We start from the raw sequence: 20,131 nt of genomic DNA on the forward strand, positions 1-20,131 counted from the left end.
CTACTATTCCATTCTACGAGGCTTGCCCAGTAAGAAACCTTGTGCGTAAGGTATTCCAAAATTTTTGATTTGGTTTAAAATTTCTTCTGAGCTTGCGAACTCGGCTACTATTTTGTAGCCTTGTTTTTTTGCAAAGCTTACGATGGTTTCTACTAGAACTCTAGCATTTTCGTCAAATGGAAGCTTTTTGATTATTGAGCCATCTATCTTTATGGTGTCTATATCAAGCTCCAAAATTCGGTAATAGTTTGAGTATCCTGAGCCAAAGTCATCAATCGAAATTTTACATCCATAGCCTTTGACGCGTTTTATGAAAGAATTTACCGCAACATAGTCGCTAAGCTCTTCACTCTCTAGCATTTCAAAGCAAATTTTATTAGGATCTTTGCACTCGTTTAGCTTGCTCTCTATAAGCTCTCTCATACTAGCATCAGCGATATCGGTAATTGATAAATTTATCGAGAACATATAATCTGGATATCTTTTAGCTAGATCAAACGCAAGACTTATCACCTTTTTGGTTATTTGCGGATATAGTTGCGTTTTCATGGCAATATCTAAAAATTCGCCCGGATAGTGTATCTTCCCATTTTGGTCGATTATACGAACCAAAACTTCATAATACTTTGCTTCAGTCTCATTTTCTTCTAAGTTAAAGATACCTTGTGCTTCTACGATGACTCTATCGTTTTCTAACGCATCTTCGATTAGCTGAACTGCTAGCTGGTTTTTGTGATATTTCATCTCAATGGCGTCATTTTCTAGATAGTAGTAAATATTGCTACCATTTTCTATTGCGAGCTGATTTGCAAGGACTGATTGCATTAGACGGTTAGTTTGTGGGGTATCGTTTGGCAATGAAACACCAAATACCATCTTTATGCCTGGTAAATTTTCAAATTTTTCATCAATAGCAACATTTATTCTATTTGAACCAAAATATTCTCTAATATACTCAATATCTCTTACGATATTATCGCCTTCATACCACATATAAAATGCGTCATCTTGAAATCTAAATAGCTTTGCTTTTATCTCAGAAGTATCTATACAAAGCTTTAGTGTATCAGCTACTGCTTTTAGCATTGCATCGATAATCTTGGTTTGATAAAAGAATCTTAAAATTTTAAAATTTTTAATGCTTAAGCAAATGAGCACTCCATCTTTTTGCGCGTCTAAAATTTCAGTTAAAGCAAAGTAGTTGCCAAAGCCTGTTAGCTTATCGATTGAAGATTGTATTTTTATTTGTTCATTTTTTTGAGTTAACTCGTTTAATATCAGTGTCTCTTTAGTCCTATCAAGCTTTACCGCTATATAGCCCTCAAATTTATTTTTAAAGAAAAATGGTGAAAATTTTACCTTTTCATATAAAAAATCACCACTTTTTGTTCTGCTTATAAGCTCATCACTCTCCCAAGGTAGAGATTTTTGCAGAGCATCTTTTATGGATTCATAAAAGCTTTGTGGGTGCATATATGATTTTAGTATTCTAGGATTTTTACCGATTACATCCTTTAGCTTGTAACCAGTTTTTTCTTCAAAGGTTTTATTTACATATGAAATTCTATTGTATTTGTCGCAATAGACAATAGAGCTATGATCATTTTCAATTGTAGAACTTAGAAGTTTGATCTGCCTTAAGCGCTCTGAGGTCATTTTAATTTGATATAGGCCAAATGCACAAAATATTATAAATGCAAGCAAGCAAATTGTCTGAGCTATTTTTGTGTTATCCACTGCGTCAGAGTGAATTTCTAGAACTTTGTTTCTAAAATTTTCTATTAGAATATCAAGATGTAGTTCTTTTGCACTATTTGAGATTGTATGTAAAGTTTTTGTAGCTTGAGCTGCATAAAGTATCTTGTCTAATACGCTTTGAGCTTTTTGGTTATCTTTATACTCGTTTTTATACATTTTTATTTGCTTTGAAATTTCATCTATTACTTCAGGACTAAGCATCAAAGCACCTTTTATCGCATAAAATATAGGCTCAAGCTTATTTGGAAGTGCGAGATTTTGTATTTCATATTGACTTATTTGGATATAAGAATCTATAGATGAGTTTACATAAGCTGATCTTTGTAAAAAAAATACTTTTTTACTAAATACATCTCTTATGTTTTGTAGGTCTTTTTTTATTTCATTTTGATGAAACAACATCATCTCATCGCTAAGCATTGAAAGGTTGCTCAAATTTGTATCAAAAGAATTTATGTCAGCATTGAGTTTGTCGTAGTTTGAGATATCATAAATATTATTTAAAGAAAAAGTTATCTCATTGTCTATAAATTTTAGATTTAGAATTCCATCATCAAATTTATGAGCCGTATCAATGGCTATATTTGCTTTATATATAAAAAGTGCACTAATGAAAAATATAGCTGTTAAGACGCTAAGTATGGTTTTTATTCGTTTAGTACTCATTTAGTATCCTAGGCTTTTTACCATTTAATGTTAGAAAAAATGAGTATAAAGCATCAATTTCATCTTTGCTAAGAACGTATCCTAGCTGATAGTTACCAATAAAGTTTATAGCCTCTTTTAGATCGTTTATCTCTCCATGAGATAAATATGGAGCAGTTTTTGTAATATTTCTTAGTGATGGCACTCTTCTTAATCTTTTGCTTGTATCTAAGGCAGAAATTTTTTCTCGGCCAATATCTTGTGTCAAATTTCCTCCCAAATTTCTGCCATTGTGACAAGCGGCACAGCCTATATTATTAAATATCTTAAATCCTTTCTTTGCACTATCATCTATGGCATTGTTATCACCTGATATAAAACGATCAAATGGCGAATCAACACTTAAGACAGCCTTTTCAAACTCAGCTATTGCATCTGCAATATTATCAAAATTAATGCCGTCATTATAAATTTTTTTAAATAAAATTTTGTACTCAGAGATGTTATTTACAGAATCCACTATCTTATCGTTATCTGAGTTTAGTTCTATTCTAGAAGTTATGGACTCTTTTACTTGATCTTTTAAATTGCTAATCTTTGCATCGCTATAAAATAGATAGTTTGCTGCAGCATTTAATATGGTTGGAGGATTTAAAGTGCCTTTTTCCATGCTATCTTGGTTGCTTCCGCTTAAATTCCAGTACAAGTTGTGACAAGTTTGGCAAGAGTAGTTTTCATTTGGGCTTAGTCTTTTGTCAAAAAAGAGTTTTTTGCCAAGCAAAGCCTTTTCTTCATTATATTTTACTACTGTGAGAGGTTTGTAGGATTCATATTTGCAAAATGAAATCGTGATGATAAATAGACAAAGTATAACGCCCTTCATAACGCCCCTAATTTTTAATTTTCTTTTTTATATCGGCAAATTTTTGATTTTTTATATAGTACATTATTTTATTGTTTTTTTGAAATTTATGATACAATTCGCTCGATTTAGAAAATATTTATATTTCAGGGAGGAGAAGTCATGAAAAAAGGCTTTACGATGATTGAGTTGATCTTCGTGATCGTTATATTGGGTATATTAGCCGCGGTTGCTATACCAAAACTAGCTGCAACAAGGGATGATGCAGAGATAGCAAAAACTGCTACAAATATACAAACACTTATTGCTGATTTGGGTTCTTACTACACTTCACAAGGCGAATTTGCTAGTAATTCGGATATTAAAGAAGCTGTCAAAAAAATGTCAAATGTAAAAATACCAGTAAAAGCAAAAAATGATGAGTGTTTAGAGGTACGTCCTGGAAATAACACTAGTGGTGAAATAGGCATTACTATAAAAACAGGTGGTCTTTGTGAACAAGTTTGGGGATTGCCAGGACTAGTAGATGTTAAAGCTCTAATCGAAAGTAGCGACAATAAGACAGCTAATACGCTTAAATTTGGCGGCATGGGCATAAAATATAAATAAAATTTTTAGCAAGGTTTTTCCTTGCTTTTTATAATTTTTGGCTTACTAAATTTTTAATACAACAAAGACTGATAGAAATACAAATTTTTTACACAAATAATTTATATACATAAAAATAAGCTTTCTAAGATTTAATGCGTTGCCAAAAGATATCAATCATAATTATGCTAATGGGTAATGGCTTTTTATTAAATTTAATTGATTTTATCCTTTACAAATTTTAAAGATAAAAAACGTAAAATCAAGCCATGGATTTACTAAAAGACCCGTTAAATAAGCTCATCATCTCGCTCTCGCTTCCAGCTGGCACCGCAATGATGTTTAATACTCTTTATAACGTTACTGGCACATTTTTTGCAGCAAAAATTTCTACCCTTGCCGTAGCTGGTATGGCTATGAGCTTTTTGCTTTATCTAAGTATTGTAGGCATTGGGCTTGGTTTTGGCTCAGCACTAACTGCGCTAATAGGCAATAGTCTTGGAGCAGGAAAAGTAAAAATGGCTAAATTTTATGCGGCAAATGGAATTATCTTTGTATTAGTATTTGCTATTTTTATGGGGTTTTGTGGCTATTTTTTAGCACCAAATTTACTCACTTTTTTAGGAGCTGATCATCACTATTTAAAAGAGGCACTTGATTACGCGGGTGTTATCTTTCTTGCTGCACCATTTTTCTTGATTATCAAATCTCTAAACGGAGTGCTTGTAGCGCTTGGAGATACAAAAAGTTACCGCAATTGGCTATTTTATGGCCTTTTTATCAATGCATTTTTTTGCTACTTTTTTGCATTCATTTTGGATCTTGGCGTAAAAGGACTTGCTCTAGCAACAGCTAGTGTTCAGCTTTTGGGTATGATCTACCTTTTTGTAAAAGTTAAAAAGGCTAAGATGATCGAGCCAAGAAATTTAAGCTATTTTGTGCCAAATTTTAGTATTTGGGCAAAGATTACAAAACAAGCTCTACCAGCTTGCTTAAACTATCTATCGATGTCACTTGGCTCACTTGTGCTTTTAAAATTTATAAGCTACTATGGCGTAAATGCCGTAGCAGGATATGGTATAGCCTTAAGGATAGAGCAAATTTTGGTATTACCGACCATTGGTATGGCTGCAGCAGTTTTAAGTATCGTTTCAAGAAACTATGGCGCTAAAAATTTTAAAAGAGCTAAACAATGCTATAAAATTTCGCTTCTTTTTTTACTTATTTATTGTGCATTTGCTTGCGTTTTTATTAGATTTTTTGGTGAAGATATGATAAGAATTTTTGATGATACGCCGGCAGTTTTGGAAATAGCAGGGCTTTATCTTGGTATAAATTCTCTTGCTTACGTAGCTTATGGCACGATAAATGTCTCAGGCAGCACTCTTCAGGCCATAAAACGCCCAGTGGCCATCTTTTTGCTAAATGGATTTAGGCAATTTGTACTTCAAGGATCACTTTTTTACGCAGTAGTTTTCTATTTTGGTCTTGAGATAAAATTTATATGGCTAGCTCTATTTTTTAGTGTCTATCTTACAGCCATTTGCTTCGTCTTTTGGACGCTTCATCAGTTAAGAAGGGCTACTGGCGTAAGCTTTTAAATTTAAAACAAAATGCAAAAAAGCAAAGTGAAGCAACTAAGATTATGCTAGCTCCGCCTGTTAGGTTAAAATAAAAGCTAATAAATAGACCACTAAAGCAAAAAACGACTGAAAAGATAGTGGAGATTAGCATCATCAGCCCCAGTCTTTTAGCAAAAATTTGTGCTAAATATGGGGGTATAGTAAGAAGAGCGATGACTAAAATCAGCCCCACAACACGAATCGTAGCCACCACACAAAGTGCCATCATACATACTAATAAATAGTGAAAAAATGTTGTATTTACGCCGCGCAACTTTGCAAACTCTGCATCAAAGCTAATAGCTACAAATTGACGATAAAAAAGGGCAATGAGCGCCAAAAATAAGATATCTAAAATACTCATAAATGTTATATCTTGCCCACTCACTGCTAAGATAGAGCCAAAAAGATAACTCATAAGATCTGCATTGTATCCCGGAGTTAAATCGATAAAAATGATGCCAATAGCCATGCCAAATGCCCAAATAGCGCCGATAACTGAGTCGATGTTGGTTTTATCTTTTAGCGTGATAGTGGCGATTACGAGAGCTAAAAAGAGTGAGAATATGCTAGCTCCAAGAAGTGGTTCGAGCGAGAAGAAAAAGGCAAGTCCTATGCCGCCATATGCTCCATGCGCAATGCCGCCAGCGATAAAAGTCATTTTATTTATAACAACGAGTGAGCCTATGAGCCCACAAATGATACTAACTAAAATGCCAGCAATAAAGGCATTTTGCATAAAACTTAACTCTAAAATTTCACTCATTTTATCTCTTTAGCTTAAAAACATTACTTTTGATTTTGCACTCACATTCGCCAAGTGCGATCTCAACGTCACAAAAATGGCTATGAGATTTTGCTAAATGCTCTATAAATTCTCTTTTTGCAGTATCTTCATGAGTTTTATGAATATGTAAATTTTTACTCACATAGGCGATTTTTGTAGCATAATTTAGCACGATATTTAGATCGTGACTTACCAAAACTATGCCAACACCGCTTGCATTTATACTTTTTAAAATTTCATAAATTTCAGCCTGGCCCTTTGTATCGATACTGGCTGTTGGCTCGTCTAAAACGAGAACTTTTGCATTTGCACAAAGCGCTCTTGCGATATATACACGCTGTCTTTGGCCACCGCTTAGCTCACCAATTCTAGCACTTGCAAATTCTTTCATGCCAACTTTCTCAAGGGCGGCAAGAGCCATTTGTTTCTCATCTCGCGAATAAAAACCAAAAATTTTTTTATCGATTAGCCCCATTAAAACTACTTCTAAAACCATCATTGGAAAGCTTTGATTTGAGAGAAAATTTTGAGGCACATAACCTATAAATTTACTGACTTCGCTTGGCTCTTTTCCAAAGAGTTTTATCTCGCCACTTTGAGGCTTAAGTAGTCCTAAGATAAGCTTTAAAAGTGTGCTTTTACCACCACCATTTGGGCCAATGATAGCCAAAAACTCATCGCTACTATAATCTAAATTGATACCTTCTAAAACCACTTGTTTATCGTAGCTAAAGTTTAAATTTTTAATTTTTATAATTTCTTTCAAAACAGACTCTTTTGCGTAAATGTCGTAGTAAAAATAAAAAGTCCAAGCCAAAGCATAACGCTAAGAGCCATAAATTCGGCATAGATTTTAAACTTTTTTAACTTAATGTTTGTGCTCTCATTTATCTTGGCTCCAAAAACAGCCGCTAAAAATATCACTGCGCTCATGCCAAGCGCCATAAATAGGCCACTTATAACGCCTGCAAAGTAGCTACCTAGCTCATTTGCTAGCACAAAGACAAGTATCGTGCCAGGACAAGGAATAAGTGCTGCAGCGGCTGCAATCAGCCATTCTTCTTTGCTTTTTGGTTTTTTTGTGGTACAGATATTACAGCCACAGTCGCTAGTAAATTTTGTATTTTTACTCAAATTTTGGCTTAAACTTGAGCTAAAAATATAAAATTTATTTAACTCTTTTTTGCTTGAAAGATAAATTTTAACCTTTTTATAAAGCATAAAAATCGCTACAAAAAAGATAATAACGCCAGAAAATGCTGTCGTAACGCTTGCCGTATCTTTTGTCAGATCGCTACTGATCTCACGTAATATCATAAAACTAGCAAGCACAAAAATAAACGCACCCACAACATGTAAAAATCCGATCTTTAAAGAGAAGAAAAAGGCTTTGGCGTAGCTTCCACCAGTTGCGGCAAAATAAGAGCTTGTAAGCACCTTGCCATGTCCAGCAGATGCAGCGTGCAAAAAGCCATAACCAAATGATATGAGCGCTAAAAATAGTAGAGTAAGCGGACTTTTTTGATCAAAATTTCTTAGAATTTGCTTTAATCTATCAAGCATGCTTAGACTTGTTTTTGAAACAAGATCAAACTTAGCTTCATCGATCTTATCGATCTGGCTTAAATTTTCATCTTCAAAATTTACTGAGTTTGGCTCTTTTAGAAGCTCTTTTAATGCAGGTTTTTCGTTATGAGCTTTGGCTACAGCTTTACTTGAAAATGTAAAAAATATTAAATTTGCATTTGGATTTGGTATCGTCCAAAACTGATCTGATACCAAAAATGCGTTATTTTGTGTAAATTTAAAATTAAAATATCCCTCTTTATCGTCCATTTCGACAGACACCACAAAGCCATCTTTGATAAGCAAATTTGTCTTAAAACTAACATCAAATTTTAATCTGCCCTCATCAAAATAGAGTTTATACTTTTTTAAATTTAGCTCAAGCTTTGTAGCATTTTCATCTTTGTAAAAGTACTCAATATTCGTTAAATAGTGCCTTGGCACAAGATAATCAAGTAAATTTAAGCGGATCTTTTTGATCTCACTTTCATCTATCTTTTCATCCTGATTTAGGTCAAAATTTTGCCTCATAAGCTCTGAGAAATTTTGTGAAAATGTCCATGAAAAAGCAATTGTAGTGATATTGTTTTCGTTTGAGTCAAATTTTACGCTCACGTGAGCGGTCGGGCTATAAAGCGAGCAAAGAGCACACCCGAAGGCATTTATAGCAAAGAAGCAAATGACAATCAGGCGTGCTAACATTTTTTATAGACTCTTAGCAAAAATTTCTGCTGTTTTTTTCATCTCATCTAGCCAATTTTCTGGGAGCTGATCAATGCTTATGACCTTTGAGCCAGTCTCTTTTGCTACTAAATTCGCAGCCTTTGTTGGAAACTGCGGAGCCACGAAAATGACCTTTACGCCGTGCTCTTTAGCTTCTTCTATGAGCTCTTTTAGCTCAGCTGGCTTTGGCTCTTTGCCCTCTATCTCGATAGCGATTTGCTCTAAGTTATAGCGTTTTGCAAAATATCCCCAAGATGGGTGATATACGATAAATTCGCGAGTTTTAACATCTTTTAGAGTATTTTTGATAAAGCTATCAAGCTCGTCAAGACTAGCTTTAAATTTAGCTAAATTTTCCTCATAGAGCTTTGCATTTTGTGGGAATTTCTCTATTAATGCCTTAGCAATATTATCAGCTTGAGTTTTTACTAAAACTGGATCAAGCCAAATGTGCGGATCAAGGCCATCATGATGATGGTGATGATGTTCGCCAGCTTCGTGGCCATGGTCATGATGCTCGTGATGCTCATGTTTATGCTCGCCCTCGTGCTTGTGCTCGTGATGTTCATGATGTTCATGATGCTCATGTTCATCGCTCATAGCGATCTTTTCGATGCCTTCTTGTGTTTTTACAATATGTAAATTTTTAAAAGATTTTGAAAAACGCTCTAGCCAAGTATCTTCAAACTCAATGCCAATAGCAAAGTAAAGCTCGCTCTTTTCAAGCTCCTTCATCTGTTTTGGCTTTGGCTCATAAGTGTGCGGATCAGCACCTTTGCCAACCATTGTATTTACGCTTAGTGTATCACCAGCGATCTGCTCAACAAAAAATTTTGTAGGCAATATACTAGTCGTAACAACTGGCTTTGCAAAAAGTGACAAAGCGCAAACTGCTAAAAAAACAAAAATCTTTCTCACCATCTCTCCTTTGTTTGAAAAAATATTGCGGAAGTTTAGCAAATTGCAACTTGGTTGCAACTTAAAGAACAAAAGCCTAAATATAGTGCTTTTTAAATGAAATTTAAAACTTTTAGCGTTAATATACAAAAAATAAAAAGGGCAAGGATGAATGCAAGAAATTTCTTAGAAGAGCATAGTATCAAAGCAACTACTTTTCGCATAAAGCTCGTTGAAATTTTGCAAAATGCCAAAACTCCATTAAGTTATGATGAAATTTTAGAAAGCCTTAATGCAAATAAAACTACTTTTTATAGAAGCATAGAAATTTTTGAAAAAAAGGGCCTTGTCATAAAAACTGAAAATAATCATAAAAGCTACTACGAACTAGCAAATGAGGCAAAAGCGTACTTTATCTGCGATATCTGTCATAAAGTCACAAACATCGATATGCCCCATCTAAACATCGCTAAAAATATAAAAAGCGCCGTGATAAAAGGCGTTTGTGATGAGTGTGATCACGAGTAAAGTGCGATGATCTCAGCTGGAATGGCTTTTGGGCGATTTGTTTTTAGATCGATATAGACAAACTCGGTCTTGCCAGTTGCTATTAACTCGTCATCTTTTTTAAACTCAAAATATCTACACGAAGTCGCCTTGCCTTCAGCTTGTGTGTAAGTGTGAATTTCTATCTCATCCATCAATTTTACGCTTTTTATATATTTGGCTTCATTTTTTCTAATGAGCCAGATCTCACCTCTTTTATACTGCGCCTCGACCGTGTCGCCAACCGCTGCTGAGTGTGCAAATGCAGCCTCTTGCATAAGAGTGAAATAATAGACATTATTCATGTGTCCGTGCATATCAATGGCTTGTGGAGGGATTATTACTTTGTAGATAAAATCTTTCATTTCTAGCCTTTTTTGCTAGAATTATAACCAAAAATAAGGAGCTAAAATGCAAAATTTATGGGATAAAAAGGCATCAAATTATCAAAGGTTTGATGGCAAAGTAAGTGCTATTCAGCAACAAATTTTTGCTAAAGCCTTAGCTTGGGGAGTTGATTTTAGCGGTAAAGAAATTCTTGATATAGGCTGTGGTACCGGTGTTTGGACGATATTTTTATCAAAAACCGCAAAAAATATAACAGGTATCGATAGCTCAAAAAATATGATAGAAATTTTAAATGAAGATGCTAAAAGATTTGGGGTGACAAATTTAGCTAGCGAGGTTTGCTCTTGGAGAGAATTTAAGCCTACAAAGCACTTTGATATTGCAATTTGTACGATGAGTCCAGCGATTGCTAGCGATGAAGATTTTGCTAAATTTCATAGTATTGCAAAGCAAAAACTCTATCTTGGCTGGGATAAGCCTAGAAGCTCTGATTTGATTGAGCCATTTTTTAAAAAATTCGGACGAACTCTCTCGCAAAAAAACGTTGTAAATAGACTTGAAGCGTGGCTAAATGAGCAAGGGATCGCTTATAAGAGTGAAATTTTAAATGAGACAAGGATCGCTAGACGAAGTGTACAGGAAGCTGCTGAGAATATCTGCTGGCACCTTGAGATAAACGGAGCTAAAAACTACGATGAAAAGACGGTTTTAGCGATGTTAAAAGAGAGATTTGACGGCGAGTTTATAGATGAAAAGATAGAGTCGCAGATGAAACTTTTTGTTTTTTTAAGCTAGTTTTTATCTATAGAAAAATTTTTTACCAAATTCACTAAAAATAACTCCAAAGATTATTAAGATCGCGCCAAAAATTTGTATGAGTGTTAGCTTTTCGCCAGCGAAAAAATAGCCGATAAAGCCAGCAGAGACTGGCTCAAGACAGAAAAATAAAGCTGCTTTACTGGCTGTTGTATATCTTTGAGCGATGGTTTGAACAAAGTAGCAAAAAATGGTGCCAATAAATGCAGTGATGAAAATTGCTATAAAAAATTCCCTATCGTAATTTGGCACCACACTACCTTCAATAAATGCAAAGACAAATGAGAGTAAAGAGACGGTGAGAAATACCACAAATACAAGCAAATAAAGCTCGCACTTTCTTACAAAGTGGCCATTTAAGCTCGTGTAAAGTGCGTAAAATATGGCACAAAGTAGGGCAAGTGCCTCGCCGCTCCCAAGCGCTAGCGTGGCGCCACTTAAGAGCCAAAGCCCAAAAATGGCAACAAGCGCCCCCAAAATAGCAAAAATGGTTATTTTATTTTTAAAAATGAGTGCTGTCATAAAAGGCACAATCACACACTCAAGCCCTGTAATAAAAGCAACACTTGAGCTAAAAGTAAGCTTTAGAGCGTAAGTTTGAGCAACAAACGAGCCAAAGAGAACTACGCCAAGGATAATGCCATAAACTACACTTTTTTTATCAAAAATTATAGAAAATTTAAATGTTATAAGTCCCATAAAGATAGCGGAAATAAAAAATCTATAAAAGAGCATGACAAAGACACTATTTGTTTTTAGTGCATTTGCCATAGGCAAAAAAGTAGCTCCCCAAACGATGGCAACTACAATGAGTGCGATGTCGGCCCTGTTTTGCGTGCTTAAATTTTTCATTTAAAGATCGAGTCTAGCACCTTTTTGCCGCTATCTAGGCTAAAGCCGCTTCTTAGCCCCTTTTCTTTCTCGCTCATTACGTTAAATAACCCATCTAACGTCTTTCTTGTGATATATGCGTTTAGATCCTCGCCGTCATCTGGCACATACTCACTTGCACCTAAATTTTTAGCTAGGCTCTTTACTGATTTTATCGTTTCATTATTTTTTGCTGAGCTGCCGATGAAAGAATTTAGCCCATTATAGGCAGTCGCAAAGCTATTGTCACTCATCATTTTTTCAATTATCGGCGCAAATGCCGCCTTTAGCTTTTGGCTGGAGCTTTTCTCTAAATATTTTGTAACGCTGTCACTCCCGCCATTAAAGAGCTTTTTGACATCTGCTTCGCTCATATTTTTTATGCTTTCGCTAAAAATTTCAGCAGCCTTTGGCACGGCCGTGGTCGCAGCGTTGTTTATCGACTTGCTAAGCTCCTGCGCCCACTTCTCGCCGCCCACTTTTTTGGCTAAATTTGACGCCATCTCAAGGCTTTTTGGGAGCGGAATTTTAGCTGTGGCGTTGTTTATAAAGCCCTCTTTTGAAAGCTCGCCAACAGCTGCATTTAGCGCCTCACTAACCAAGCTTTTATAATCGCCATTTGAAGCGTGAGTGGCTATTTTGACGCCTTTGTTTATCATATCATCCATGCTTGCGGCTTGTAAATTTAAAGCAAGCGCGCCACAAAGAATAACAAGAGATCTTTTCATCTTCTCTCCTTTTTAAAATTTAGAGCAAAATCATACAAAAAATATCTAAACACTTAAAATAAATTTAATCTTTTTGCACTAGAATTTACCCTTTTTTTAAAGGAAGACTATGCAACTTTTACTTCTTAGCTTCGCTCTTAGTATGGATAGTGCGGCACTAAATATGGCAAATGGTGCAAGATATAAAAATTTAGCTCTTAATAAAATTTTATTTATTGCTTTTATACTTGGTTTCTTTCAGTTTCTTATGCCGCTTCTCGGCTATCTTTTAGGTGTTAGTTTTGCAAAATTTATAAGCTCGGTTGATCATTTTATTGCATTTTTTATACTCTGTTTTCTTGGTTTTAGAATGTTTAAAGAGGCCTGTAGCAAAGAGGAGTGTGAGTATCTTAAGATAGGATTTAAGACCATTTTGTATGGGGCATTTGCTACTAGTGTGGATGCTCTTGCTGTTGGTGTCACACTTAGCTTTGAAGAGATAAACATCTTTCAAAGCTCGCTCATCATCGGTGTAGTCTGCTTTGTATTAAGTTTGATTGCTTTTTATATAGGTAAATTTATGGGTGAAATTTTAGAGAAAAAGGCGCTCTTTTTGGGAGGAGCGATATTAATTTTTCTAGGTTTTAAAATTTTAATAACGCATTTAATTGAAAGCGGCACAGTTCAATAAAAATTTAAAATAACAATTAAAAATAAGATTTAAGATTAACTATATTTTAAAGCTTATATAGATAAGATTTTGATTTTTAGAAGTGGTGACCCATACGAGACTCGAACTCGTGTTACCGCCGTGAAAGGGCGATGTCCTAACCGCTAGACGAATGGGCCACATGTCGGTTATGAAGTTGGGATTATATTTCTTTTATACTTAATTTTAGATTAATAAGGAAAAATTTTTGAAAAATTTTTTATTTACTTTGTTGTCTGTTTTTGTTTTTACAGGCTGCGTGGCTACCAAAACGCCGCAAAATTCACAAGCTTTTCAAGTTACTTTATTTTCTCCGATGATCAAGATAAATGATGTTGGATTTTTCCATAAATATAAAAATGAGCTAAATTTGCAAATTTATAGCTCCGGTGTAAACACCGCAAACATAAGCATAAGAGATAAAATTTGCATAAATAATGCTTGCTTTAACAAGACTAAGTTTAATGAGAAATTTTTTCTAGCCCCACACTATGAGAGCCTTTTTGAAGAAATTTTGCAAAAAGAAAAGATTTATGAAGGCAAAGGCTTGATAAATACGGAGTGTGGTTTTAGCCAAGATCTAAGTTCATATTTTATAAAATATGAGGTTTGCGACAACTACGTCAAATTTGTAGATAACAAAAATAAAATAAGAGTGATAATAAAAGAGTTAAAATGAGATACATAGGAGCTCACGTAAGTGCGGCTGGAGGCGTGTTTAATGCACCTTTAAATGCTGCAAAAATAGGAGCAAATGCTTTTGCGCTTTTTACAAAAAATCAACGCCAATGGAATGCAAAAGAGCTAAGTATAAGCGAAATAGAGCAGTTTAAGGAAAATCTAAAAATTTCTGGCATAAGTACAAAGCATGTTTTGCCACACAGCAGTTACTTGATAAATTTAGGCCATCCGGATGAGGAGGCAAGAGCAAAGTCGCTTGAAGCTTTTGTAGATGAGATAGATCGCGCCAGTAAGCTTGGGCTAGAGCTTTTAAATTTTCATCCAGGCTCACATCTAAAACAAATAAGCGAAAAAGAGTGCTTAGATAATATCGTAAGCTGCATGAACGTGGCACTTAAGCGCACAAGCGGTGTAAAGCTAGTCATCGAAAATACAGCCGCACAAGGCTCAAATTTAGGCTTTAGTTTTAAGCAGATTGCTTATTTGATAGAGCGAGTAAACGATGAGAGTAGGGTTGGTGTTTGCTTTGATACTTGTCACGCATTTGCTGCTGGATATGATCTAAGAAGCAAAGAGGCCTACGCTAAAACTATGGGGGAATTTGATGCGATCATCGGTTATAAATTTTTATCTGGTATGCATTTAAATGATGCAAAATTTGCCCTTGGCTCAAAAAAAGATAGACACGAGAGCCTTGGCAAGGGTGAGCTTGGATTTAGTGCTTTTAAAAATATAATAAATGATGATAAAATAGGCGAAATTCCTTTAATATTAGAGACGATTGACGAGAGTATTTGGGAAGACGAGATAAAAATTTTAAGAAATTTTGAAAAGGAAAAACTATGAAAAAAGTGCTATTAAGCATTATTATGGCATCTACTTTGCTTAATGCTGGAGGTTATAAGGTTCCTGAGCAAAGTGCTGATTCTTTAGGTCTTGCTGCTAGTAACGTAGCCTTTAGTTTTGGGGCTGATGCGGCATATTTTAACCCAGCAAATATGATGTTTTTAGATGGACGCCATCACATAGAAAGTACCCTCGGCTGGTTTCATATAAATAAGCTCGAGTTTAAAAGTGATAGTGGCAAAAGCTACAAGTCAGAAAAATTTGACTCACTAGCTGGTACATTTAGTTTTGTAACGCCAGAAATTTATGAAAACTGGAAATTTGGTTTAGCTCTTGCCGTTCCTGCTGCTGTTGGTGTATCGTGGGAGGATCCAGCTACCGCATTTACCGCTAAAAGGTTTAAGCTGCAAGTTGTTGAGTTAAATCCAACTGTGGCTTACCGCATAAATGATAAACTTGCCGTTGCTCTTGGTGCTAGAGGTGTTTACACCAAAGGTAAGATAGCAAGTGACTTTGGACAGATAGGCTACAGAGAGATAAAAGGCGATGGTATGGGCTATGGCTACAATGTTGCGCTTACTTATAGACCTATTGAGGATTTGAGCTTTGCTGTTACTTACCGCTCAAATGTAAATTTAGACCTCAAAGGCCATACAGATGCTGATTTTAACGGAGCGCTATCTCCTATAAGCTATCATGGCAAAACAAAAGTTAAGATCCCACTTCCTGCACAGCTTGTACTTGCAACTGGATATAAATTTAGCGACTTTACTCTTTTACTAGCTTTTGAGAGGACGTATTGGTCTAAATTTAAAGGCTATGACTTTGAATACATGGATAAAGGTCCAGCTCACTCGCATCCAGCTTTTGCAAGATTCATGGACGATCCAGTTATTAAAAACGCAAAAGATACAAATACATATAGACTAGGTCTTGCCTACGACGTAAATGAAAAATTTAGACTAATGGCTGGCTTTGCTTATGATGAAGATATTACAAGTAGTAAGCATACTGGCTTAGAGCTTCCAAATACTACGTCTAAGGTATATTCTTTTGGAGTAAATTATAAATTTACACCAAATCTTGAAATGGCACTTGGATATGTTTATCAACACCGTGATAAGAAGCGTGCGACAGGTATTACCAACAGTATTGCTACAAAAATGTCAGGGGAATTTGATACTGGTACGATCCAAATCCTTGGTACGACTTTTAAATATACATTTTAGTTAGGGTCAATAATGCGATACTCTTATAATAATTTTTATGAAATTTTAACCAAAGCAGCAAAGGAAAATCCAAATCAAGTAGTTCTTTTTGAAGAAAAAGAGAAGCTAAAATATCGCGAATTAAAGCAAAATGTCGATAAAGTGGCAGCTTATTTGCAGCTTGCTGGAGTAAAATTTGGCGATAAAGTAGCTATGGCGGTTACAAACTCGAAAGAATTTATCATCTCATACCTTGCGATAACCGCAATAGGCGGTATCGCAGTGCCTATGAATACTTTTTTAAAAGTAAATGAGTTTGAATATATCATAAATGATTGCGGCGCAAAGGTGCTTTTTGCGTCTAGCTCGCTTGCAAAAGAGTTAATCGCATTAAATGAGCTTGAAATTTTAAGAAAGATAATCTGGATCGGAGCAATACCAAAGAAGCTTCAAAGTGCTTCAAAAGATGAATATATAGACACTGATGAAGAGTATGGCGAGAGCGCGTATCTTACTTCAACACCTCAAATTTCAAAAGAGGATATGAGTAAGGGCTATGAAAATAATGGCCTTGTTAAAAACATAAATTTTATAGAAACTCTAAATCATAAATACGCTCTTAGTATCACAAAGTATCCGGTAATAGATGATTTAATGCATATAATTTACACTTCAGGCACTACTGGCAAGCCAAAAGGCGCGATGATAAGCTATAAAAATATCTTTTCAAATTTAATTGGAGCCCATGATCGTTTTATAGTGAAAAAAAGCGATCGTTTCATAGTCTTTTTACCGATGTTTCATAGTTTTACACTAACTGCAATGGTGTTGCTTCCGATATTTGCGAGTGCTTCGATGGTTCTTGTAAAGTCAGTATTTCCATTTTCAAATGTGTTAAAACAAACCTTGTTAAAGCGTGTAACTGTATTTTTAGGAATCCCAGCCATCTATACAGCTATCGGTAAGGCAAAAATTCCTTGGTATTTTAGATGGTTTAACCGCATTAGATTATTTGTAAGTGGTGCAGCTCCGCTTGCAAAGCAGACGATAGATGACTTTAGAGTGAAATTTCCACGCGCAACACTTGTTGAAGGATATGGCCTTAGCGAATGCTCGCCAGTCGTAGCTGCAAATTTATATGATAAACAAAAGCTTTTAAGTGTAGGGCCTGTACTTGATGGCTATGAGGTAAAGATCGTAAATGATGAGATGATGGAGCTTCCAGTTGGCCAGATCGGTGAGATCATTGTAAAGGGCGACTGCGTCATGCAAGGCTACTATGGTATGCCAAGCATCACTGATGAGACCATAATAAACGGCTGGTTAAAGACCGGAGATCTTGGAAAAGTCGATGAAGAGGGCTTTATCTATATCGTTGATCGTAAAAAAGACCTTATCATATCAAAGGGCATTAACATCTATCCACGTGAGATCGAAGAGGTTATTTACAAACTTGAAGCAGTCGAAGCAACAGCGGTAATTGGCGTAAAAGACGTACATGCCGATGAAGAGGTCGTCGCTTTCATACAAGTAAAAGAGGGCATGGATCTTGATGAAAAAACAGTAAGAGAGCATTTGAAGAAAAATTTAGCGAATTTCAAGATACCAAAGAGTATCTATTTTGCCGAAGAGTTGCCTAGAAATGCTACTGGCAAGGTGCTAAAACGTGTATTAAAAGAGCAAATAGAGCAGATGAAGGATAAATTTTAGTGAAATACTTGCTTGATTTTTTAAACCAGGACCTCAAAAAAAGTAAAATTTACGAGCTGATAAAGTGCGGCGATGAAGAGGGAGAAATTTTAAAATATCTAAGTAAAGCTTATGTGCAAGGAACGGCTAATATGAGCGTTTTTGAGCTACTTGGAGCAGTCTTTGGCACGCAAAATGATAAGCAGCTTTTGTATCTAAAATTTATAAAAAACTTGCTTGATAGCGGTTGGATTGTACAAAATTATAGTCTTTTTAAAATACCTGAGAGCACGCAAAGGGCTTCAGCTCAAGGGCTTCTTTCGTTGCTTCATTCTGAAATTTCTCTATCAGCCACATTTTTAAAAATTCTTGAAGATGGCAACGCTGACATAAATTTACCAGAGCTTGCGCTATATGAGGATCATTTGGAGTATTTAAAAGATCAGTTTTTAAAAGTAGAGCTTTACTCAAAGGCTGCTATTTTTGGCGATGGCTCAAGTGATGCAAAAAAGCGCATAAATGAGCAAATTTCTGAGCTTACAAAGCGAATCAACGAGCGCGTAAAACTAAGCAAGATCAGCCTAAAGATAGAGCAAATTTTTAAAGAAAACTCACTTGACGAAAAAGAGCAGATTATATTTTTAGCCCTTTTAAAAGAGGAGTACGCGGGAGATTTTGAAAATGGCCGCGACCTAAACACGCTAGTTGAGCTAATAAGCAAAGACGAGCTTGAACGCATCAAAAATCGTACTCTTTTAGAGGAGGGCTCAAGGCTCATCGAAGGCGCGCTAATCGACTACGACGAGGTTTTAAACGCTTATGGCAACGTAAGCAAGAGCTTTTTTATAAATGAAGAAATTTTGCAAAGCATAATGCACCCAAAAAATGACAAAAATAGCAAGAAAATCAAGATCGAAAGCCTGGTAAAAGAGCAAGAAATTTTTGAGCTCATTGAGCCAGTAACGAGCCTAGAAGACGTCGTGCTAAACGAAAAGACAAAGCAGCTTTTAAGCACGATACTAAAGCAAGTCGATAAAAAAGTGCTTGCTAGACTTAGCAGCTGGGGCATAAAAACTAGAAAAAACATAGACGCTAAGATCATCTTTTACGGCGAGCCTGGCACTGGTAAGACGATGAGCGCCGTTGGGCTTGCAAAGAGCCTAAAGAAGCAAATTTTAAGCTTTGACTGTTCAAAAATTTTAAGCAAATATGTCGGCGAGAGCGAGCAAAATGTAAGGAAAATTTTTGATACTTACAAAGAAATTTGCAAAAAAAGTGGCAGCGAGCCAGTGCTCTTACTAAACGAGGCCGATCAGTTTTTAAGCACAAGAGTAGAGAGCTCGAGCGGGGCTGAAAAGATGCATAATCAAATGCAAAATATCTTTTTAGAGCAGATCGAGCGCTTTGAGGGCGTGCTTATCGCAACGACAAATTTCTTACAAAGCCTTGATGTGGCGTTTTCTAGAAGATTTGACTATAAGATCGAGTTTAAAAAGCCTGATTATAACGGCAGGCTCGCCATTTGGCGTAAAATTTTGCCTGAAAATGCGAGCTTTGAAGATGGCTTTAGCGTTGAAAGACTGGCTGAGTTTAACCTAAGTGGCGCGCAGATCGTCCTCGCGCTAAAAAACACCGCTTTGAAAGTGGCGATAAAAGATGATGGGATTTTTACCTTTGAGGACTTCAAAACCACGATAGAGCGCGAGCTAAACTCAAGCTTTGGCGAGGATAAAAAGATGGGATTTGGCTCTTAAGCCTTATCTTATTTTATAAATTTGATTTTACGCTACAAAAATCACTGACGTTTATAAGAAATTTGCTTCACTCAATAAAATTTAGACGAGTTTCGCCGATAAAATCACGGAAAACGCGAGTTAAATTTAAGCTTTGTCGATAAGAAGTGCAGATAAGTGCCGAGAGTGTTAAATTTTGTTTTTATACGGAGCATGCTCCTAAAAGCGATAGGGAAAGTGAGCTAAATTCGAGCTTTGATGAGAATAAAAAGGTAAATTTTGCTCTTAGATTTTTAAAGTATGTTGCAGGTTTTATGCAATCACAAAGACAAAAGCGCGGATATCAAATTTGCTTTTATCTATTAAATTTACAAGAAGCCTGCCACTAAAAATTTATAGAAAACGCAAACAATTTTAATCTTTGATAAAAGTAAAAAGAGGTTTTTCTCTTACGCTTTTTTAAATATACGCTTTACTTCACAAGGCAAAGTCTAAAATATCAGCACTTGCCAAACTAAACGTGAAATTTT

General features: G+C 35.6%; 20 protein-coding genes and 1 tRNA gene. 11 read left to right on the plus strand and 10 right to left on the minus strand.

The annotated features are described in order from the left end of the window. Positions 1-3 precede the first annotated feature (3 nt). Together CVT17_RS00895 and CVT17_RS00900 are read right to left on the minus strand one after the other, a co-directional pair. The gene (locus CVT17_RS00895) at positions 4-2,424 is read right to left on the minus strand and encodes a bifunctional diguanylate cyclase/phosphodiesterase (protein WP_107858410.1); all 2,421 of its coding nucleotides are present in this window, start codon (positions 2,422-2,424) and stop codon (positions 4-6) included. Next, complete coding sequence (locus CVT17_RS00900; RefSeq protein ID WP_107858411.1) at positions 2,414-3,286, minus strand: cytochrome-c peroxidase; 873 nt, start codon at positions 3,284-3,286, stop codon at positions 2,414-2,416. Before CVT17_RS00900 ends, CVT17_RS00895 begins: the two co-directional genes overlap by 11 nt. 141 nt (positions 3,287-3,427) lie before the next feature. Here CVT17_RS00900 and CVT17_RS00905 point away from each other — a divergent pair, with 141 nt between their 5' ends. Further along, a complete protein-coding gene (locus CVT17_RS00905; RefSeq protein WP_054195989.1) occupies positions 3,428-3,874 on the plus strand; it encodes a type II secretion system protein in 447 nt (148 codons plus the stop codon). Positions 3,875-4,122: 248 nt separating this feature from the next. Next, a complete protein-coding gene (locus CVT17_RS00910) occupies positions 4,123-5,454 on the plus strand; it encodes an MATE family efflux transporter (protein WP_107858412.1) in 1,332 nt (443 codons plus the stop codon). Here the strand turns inward: CVT17_RS00910 and CVT17_RS00915 are convergent. Genes CVT17_RS00915 through CVT17_RS00930 form a run of 4 tightly spaced genes read right to left on the minus strand, consistent with a single transcriptional unit; the run spans position 5,435 to position 9,469 of the window. Further along, positions 5,435-6,241, minus strand: coding sequence for a metal ABC transporter permease (locus CVT17_RS00915; RefSeq protein WP_107769858.1), 807 nt, complete (start codon positions 6,239-6,241; stop codon positions 5,435-5,437). The two genes, CVT17_RS00910 and CVT17_RS00915, sit on opposite strands and share 20 nt — an antisense overlap. Before the next feature lies 1 nt (position 6,242). Beyond that, positions 6,243-7,028 carry a metal ABC transporter ATP-binding protein gene (locus CVT17_RS00920; RefSeq protein WP_107769857.1) on the minus strand — a complete coding sequence of 262 codons (786 nt, stop codon included), beginning with the start codon at positions 7,026-7,028 and terminating at the stop codon, positions 6,243-6,245. Continuing rightward, positions 7,025-8,530, minus strand: a complete 1,506-nt coding sequence (locus CVT17_RS00925) for a nickel/cobalt transporter (protein WP_107769856.1) — start codon at positions 8,528-8,530, stop codon at positions 7,025-7,027. The genes CVT17_RS00920 and CVT17_RS00925 overlap by 4 nt, the downstream gene beginning before the upstream one ends. Positions 8,531-8,533: 3 nt before the next feature. After that, positions 8,534-9,469 (minus strand): metal ABC transporter solute-binding protein, Zn/Mn family, encoded by a 936-nt coding sequence (locus CVT17_RS00930; RefSeq protein WP_087586741.1) that lies wholly within the window; start codon positions 9,467-9,469, stop codon positions 8,534-8,536. A gap of 147 nt (positions 9,470-9,616) precedes the next feature. Here CVT17_RS00930 and CVT17_RS00935 point away from each other — a divergent pair, with 147 nt between their 5' ends. Continuing rightward, positions 9,617-9,976, plus strand: coding sequence for a Fur family transcriptional regulator (locus CVT17_RS00935; RefSeq protein ID WP_107770053.1), 360 nt, complete (start codon positions 9,617-9,619; stop codon positions 9,974-9,976). Here CVT17_RS00935 and CVT17_RS00940 read toward each other — a convergent pair. Further along, positions 9,967-10,359, minus strand: a complete 393-nt coding sequence (locus CVT17_RS00940; RefSeq protein WP_072594025.1) for an acyl-CoA thioesterase — start codon at positions 10,357-10,359, stop codon at positions 9,967-9,969. The genes CVT17_RS00935 and CVT17_RS00940 overlap by 10 nt on opposite strands. A gap of 46 nt (positions 10,360-10,405) precedes the next feature. Between CVT17_RS00940 and CVT17_RS00945 the strand changes: the two genes are divergently transcribed. Beyond that, positions 10,406-11,137, plus strand: a complete 732-nt coding sequence (locus tag CVT17_RS00945) for a class I SAM-dependent methyltransferase (protein ID WP_107769854.1) — start codon at positions 10,406-10,408, stop codon at positions 11,135-11,137. A gap of 3 nt (positions 11,138-11,140) precedes the next feature. Here the strand turns inward: CVT17_RS00945 and CVT17_RS00950 are convergent, their stop codons facing one another. Beyond that, complete coding sequence (locus tag CVT17_RS00950; RefSeq protein WP_107769853.1) at positions 11,141-12,010, minus strand: DMT family transporter; 870 nt, start codon at positions 12,008-12,010, stop codon at positions 11,141-11,143. Then, the gene (locus tag CVT17_RS00955; RefSeq protein ID WP_107769852.1) at positions 12,007-12,756 is read right to left on the minus strand and encodes a DUF4197 domain-containing protein; all 750 of its coding nucleotides are present in this window, start codon (positions 12,754-12,756) and stop codon (positions 12,007-12,009) included. The genes CVT17_RS00950 and CVT17_RS00955 overlap by 4 nt, the downstream gene beginning before the upstream one ends. 109 nt (positions 12,757-12,865) lie before the next feature. On the opposite strand from CVT17_RS00955, the gene CVT17_RS00960 reads away from it, so the two are divergent. Further along, the gene (locus CVT17_RS00960; RefSeq protein WP_107769851.1) at positions 12,866-13,426 is read left to right on the plus strand and encodes a manganese efflux pump MntP; all 561 of its coding nucleotides are present in this window, start codon (positions 12,866-12,868) and stop codon (positions 13,424-13,426) included. An 83-nt stretch (positions 13,427-13,509) separates the two neighbouring features. Here the strand turns inward: CVT17_RS00960 and CVT17_RS00965 are convergent. Further along, a tRNA-Glu gene (locus tag CVT17_RS00965) sits at positions 13,510-13,584 on the minus strand. 68 nt (positions 13,585-13,652) lie between these two features. Between CVT17_RS00965 and CVT17_RS00970 the strand changes: the two genes are divergently transcribed. From CVT17_RS00970 to CVT17_RS00995, 6 genes are all read left to right on the plus strand, one after another. Next, on the plus strand, positions 13,653-14,123 hold the full coding sequence (locus tag CVT17_RS00970) for a hypothetical protein (protein ID WP_107769850.1): 471 nt from the start codon (positions 13,653-13,655) through the stop codon (positions 14,121-14,123). Then, positions 14,120-14,971: a deoxyribonuclease IV gene (gene nfo, locus CVT17_RS00975; protein WP_107769849.1), complete on the plus strand. Its 852-nt coding sequence runs from the start codon at positions 14,120-14,122 to the stop codon at positions 14,969-14,971. Before CVT17_RS00970 ends, nfo begins: the two co-directional genes overlap by 4 nt. After that, a complete protein-coding gene (locus CVT17_RS00980) occupies positions 14,968-16,200 on the plus strand; it encodes an OmpP1/FadL family transporter (RefSeq protein WP_107858413.1) in 1,233 nt (410 codons plus the stop codon). Before nfo ends, CVT17_RS00980 begins: the two co-directional genes overlap by 4 nt. A gap of 12 nt (positions 16,201-16,212) precedes the next feature. After that, positions 16,213-17,889 carry a fatty acid--CoA ligase gene (locus CVT17_RS00985; protein ID WP_107769847.1) on the plus strand — a complete coding sequence of 559 codons (1,677 nt, stop codon included), beginning with the start codon at positions 16,213-16,215 and terminating at the stop codon, positions 17,887-17,889. Further along, entirely contained in the window at positions 17,889-19,622 is a 1,734-nt protein-coding gene (locus CVT17_RS00990; protein ID WP_107858414.1) for an ATP-binding protein, read from the plus strand. The genes CVT17_RS00985 and CVT17_RS00990 overlap by 1 nt, the downstream gene beginning before the upstream one ends. Before the next feature lie 146 nt (positions 19,623-19,768). Beyond that, entirely contained in the window at positions 19,769-19,990 is a 222-nt protein-coding gene (locus CVT17_RS00995) for a hypothetical protein (protein ID WP_107769845.1), read from the plus strand. Positions 19,991-20,131 lie beyond the last annotated feature (141 nt).

Source organism: Campylobacter concisus (genome assembly GCF_003048775.2).
Lineage (GTDB): Bacteria > Campylobacterota > Campylobacteria > Campylobacterales > Campylobacteraceae > Campylobacter_A > Campylobacter_A concisus_I.

Excerpts from the sequence above, each read along its gene's own strand:
- CVT17_RS00895 (WP_107858410.1), bottom strand. The coding sequence starts at position 2,424 with ATGAGTACTAAACGAATAAAAACCATACTTAGCGTCTTAACAGCTATA.
- CVT17_RS00900 (WP_107858411.1), bottom strand. The coding sequence starts at position 3,286 with ATGAAGGGCGTTATACTTTGTCTATTTATCATCACGATTTCATTTTGC.
- CVT17_RS00905 (WP_054195989.1), top strand. The coding sequence starts at position 3,428 with ATGAAAAAAGGCTTTACGATGATTGAGTTGATCTTCGTGATCGTTATA.
- CVT17_RS00910 (WP_107858412.1), top strand. The coding sequence starts at position 4,123 with ATGGATTTACTAAAAGACCCGTTAAATAAGCTCATCATCTCGCTCTCG.
- CVT17_RS00915 (WP_107769858.1), bottom strand. The coding sequence starts at position 6,241 with ATGAGTGAAATTTTAGAGTTAAGTTTTATGCAAAATGCCTTTATTGCT.
- CVT17_RS00925 (WP_107769856.1), bottom strand. The coding sequence starts at position 8,530 with ATGTTAGCACGCCTGATTGTCATTTGCTTCTTTGCTATAAATGCCTTC.
- CVT17_RS00935 (WP_107770053.1), top strand. The coding sequence starts at position 9,617 with ATGAATGCAAGAAATTTCTTAGAAGAGCATAGTATCAAAGCAACTACT.
- CVT17_RS00940 (WP_072594025.1), bottom strand. The coding sequence starts at position 10,359 with ATGAAAGATTTTATCTACAAAGTAATAATCCCTCCACAAGCCATTGAT.
- CVT17_RS00945 (WP_107769854.1), top strand. The coding sequence starts at position 10,406 with ATGCAAAATTTATGGGATAAAAAGGCATCAAATTATCAAAGGTTTGAT.
- CVT17_RS00950 (WP_107769853.1), bottom strand. The coding sequence starts at position 12,010 with ATGAAAAATTTAAGCACGCAAAACAGGGCCGACATCGCACTCATTGTA.
- CVT17_RS00955 (WP_107769852.1), bottom strand. The coding sequence starts at position 12,756 with ATGAAAAGATCTCTTGTTATTCTTTGTGGCGCGCTTGCTTTAAATTTA.
- CVT17_RS00960 (WP_107769851.1), top strand. The coding sequence starts at position 12,866 with ATGCAACTTTTACTTCTTAGCTTCGCTCTTAGTATGGATAGTGCGGCA.
- nfo (WP_107769849.1), top strand. The coding sequence starts at position 14,120 with ATGAGATACATAGGAGCTCACGTAAGTGCGGCTGGAGGCGTGTTTAAT.
- CVT17_RS00980 (WP_107858413.1), top strand. The coding sequence starts at position 14,968 with ATGAAAAAAGTGCTATTAAGCATTATTATGGCATCTACTTTGCTTAAT.
- CVT17_RS00985 (WP_107769847.1), top strand. The coding sequence starts at position 16,213 with ATGCGATACTCTTATAATAATTTTTATGAAATTTTAACCAAAGCAGCA.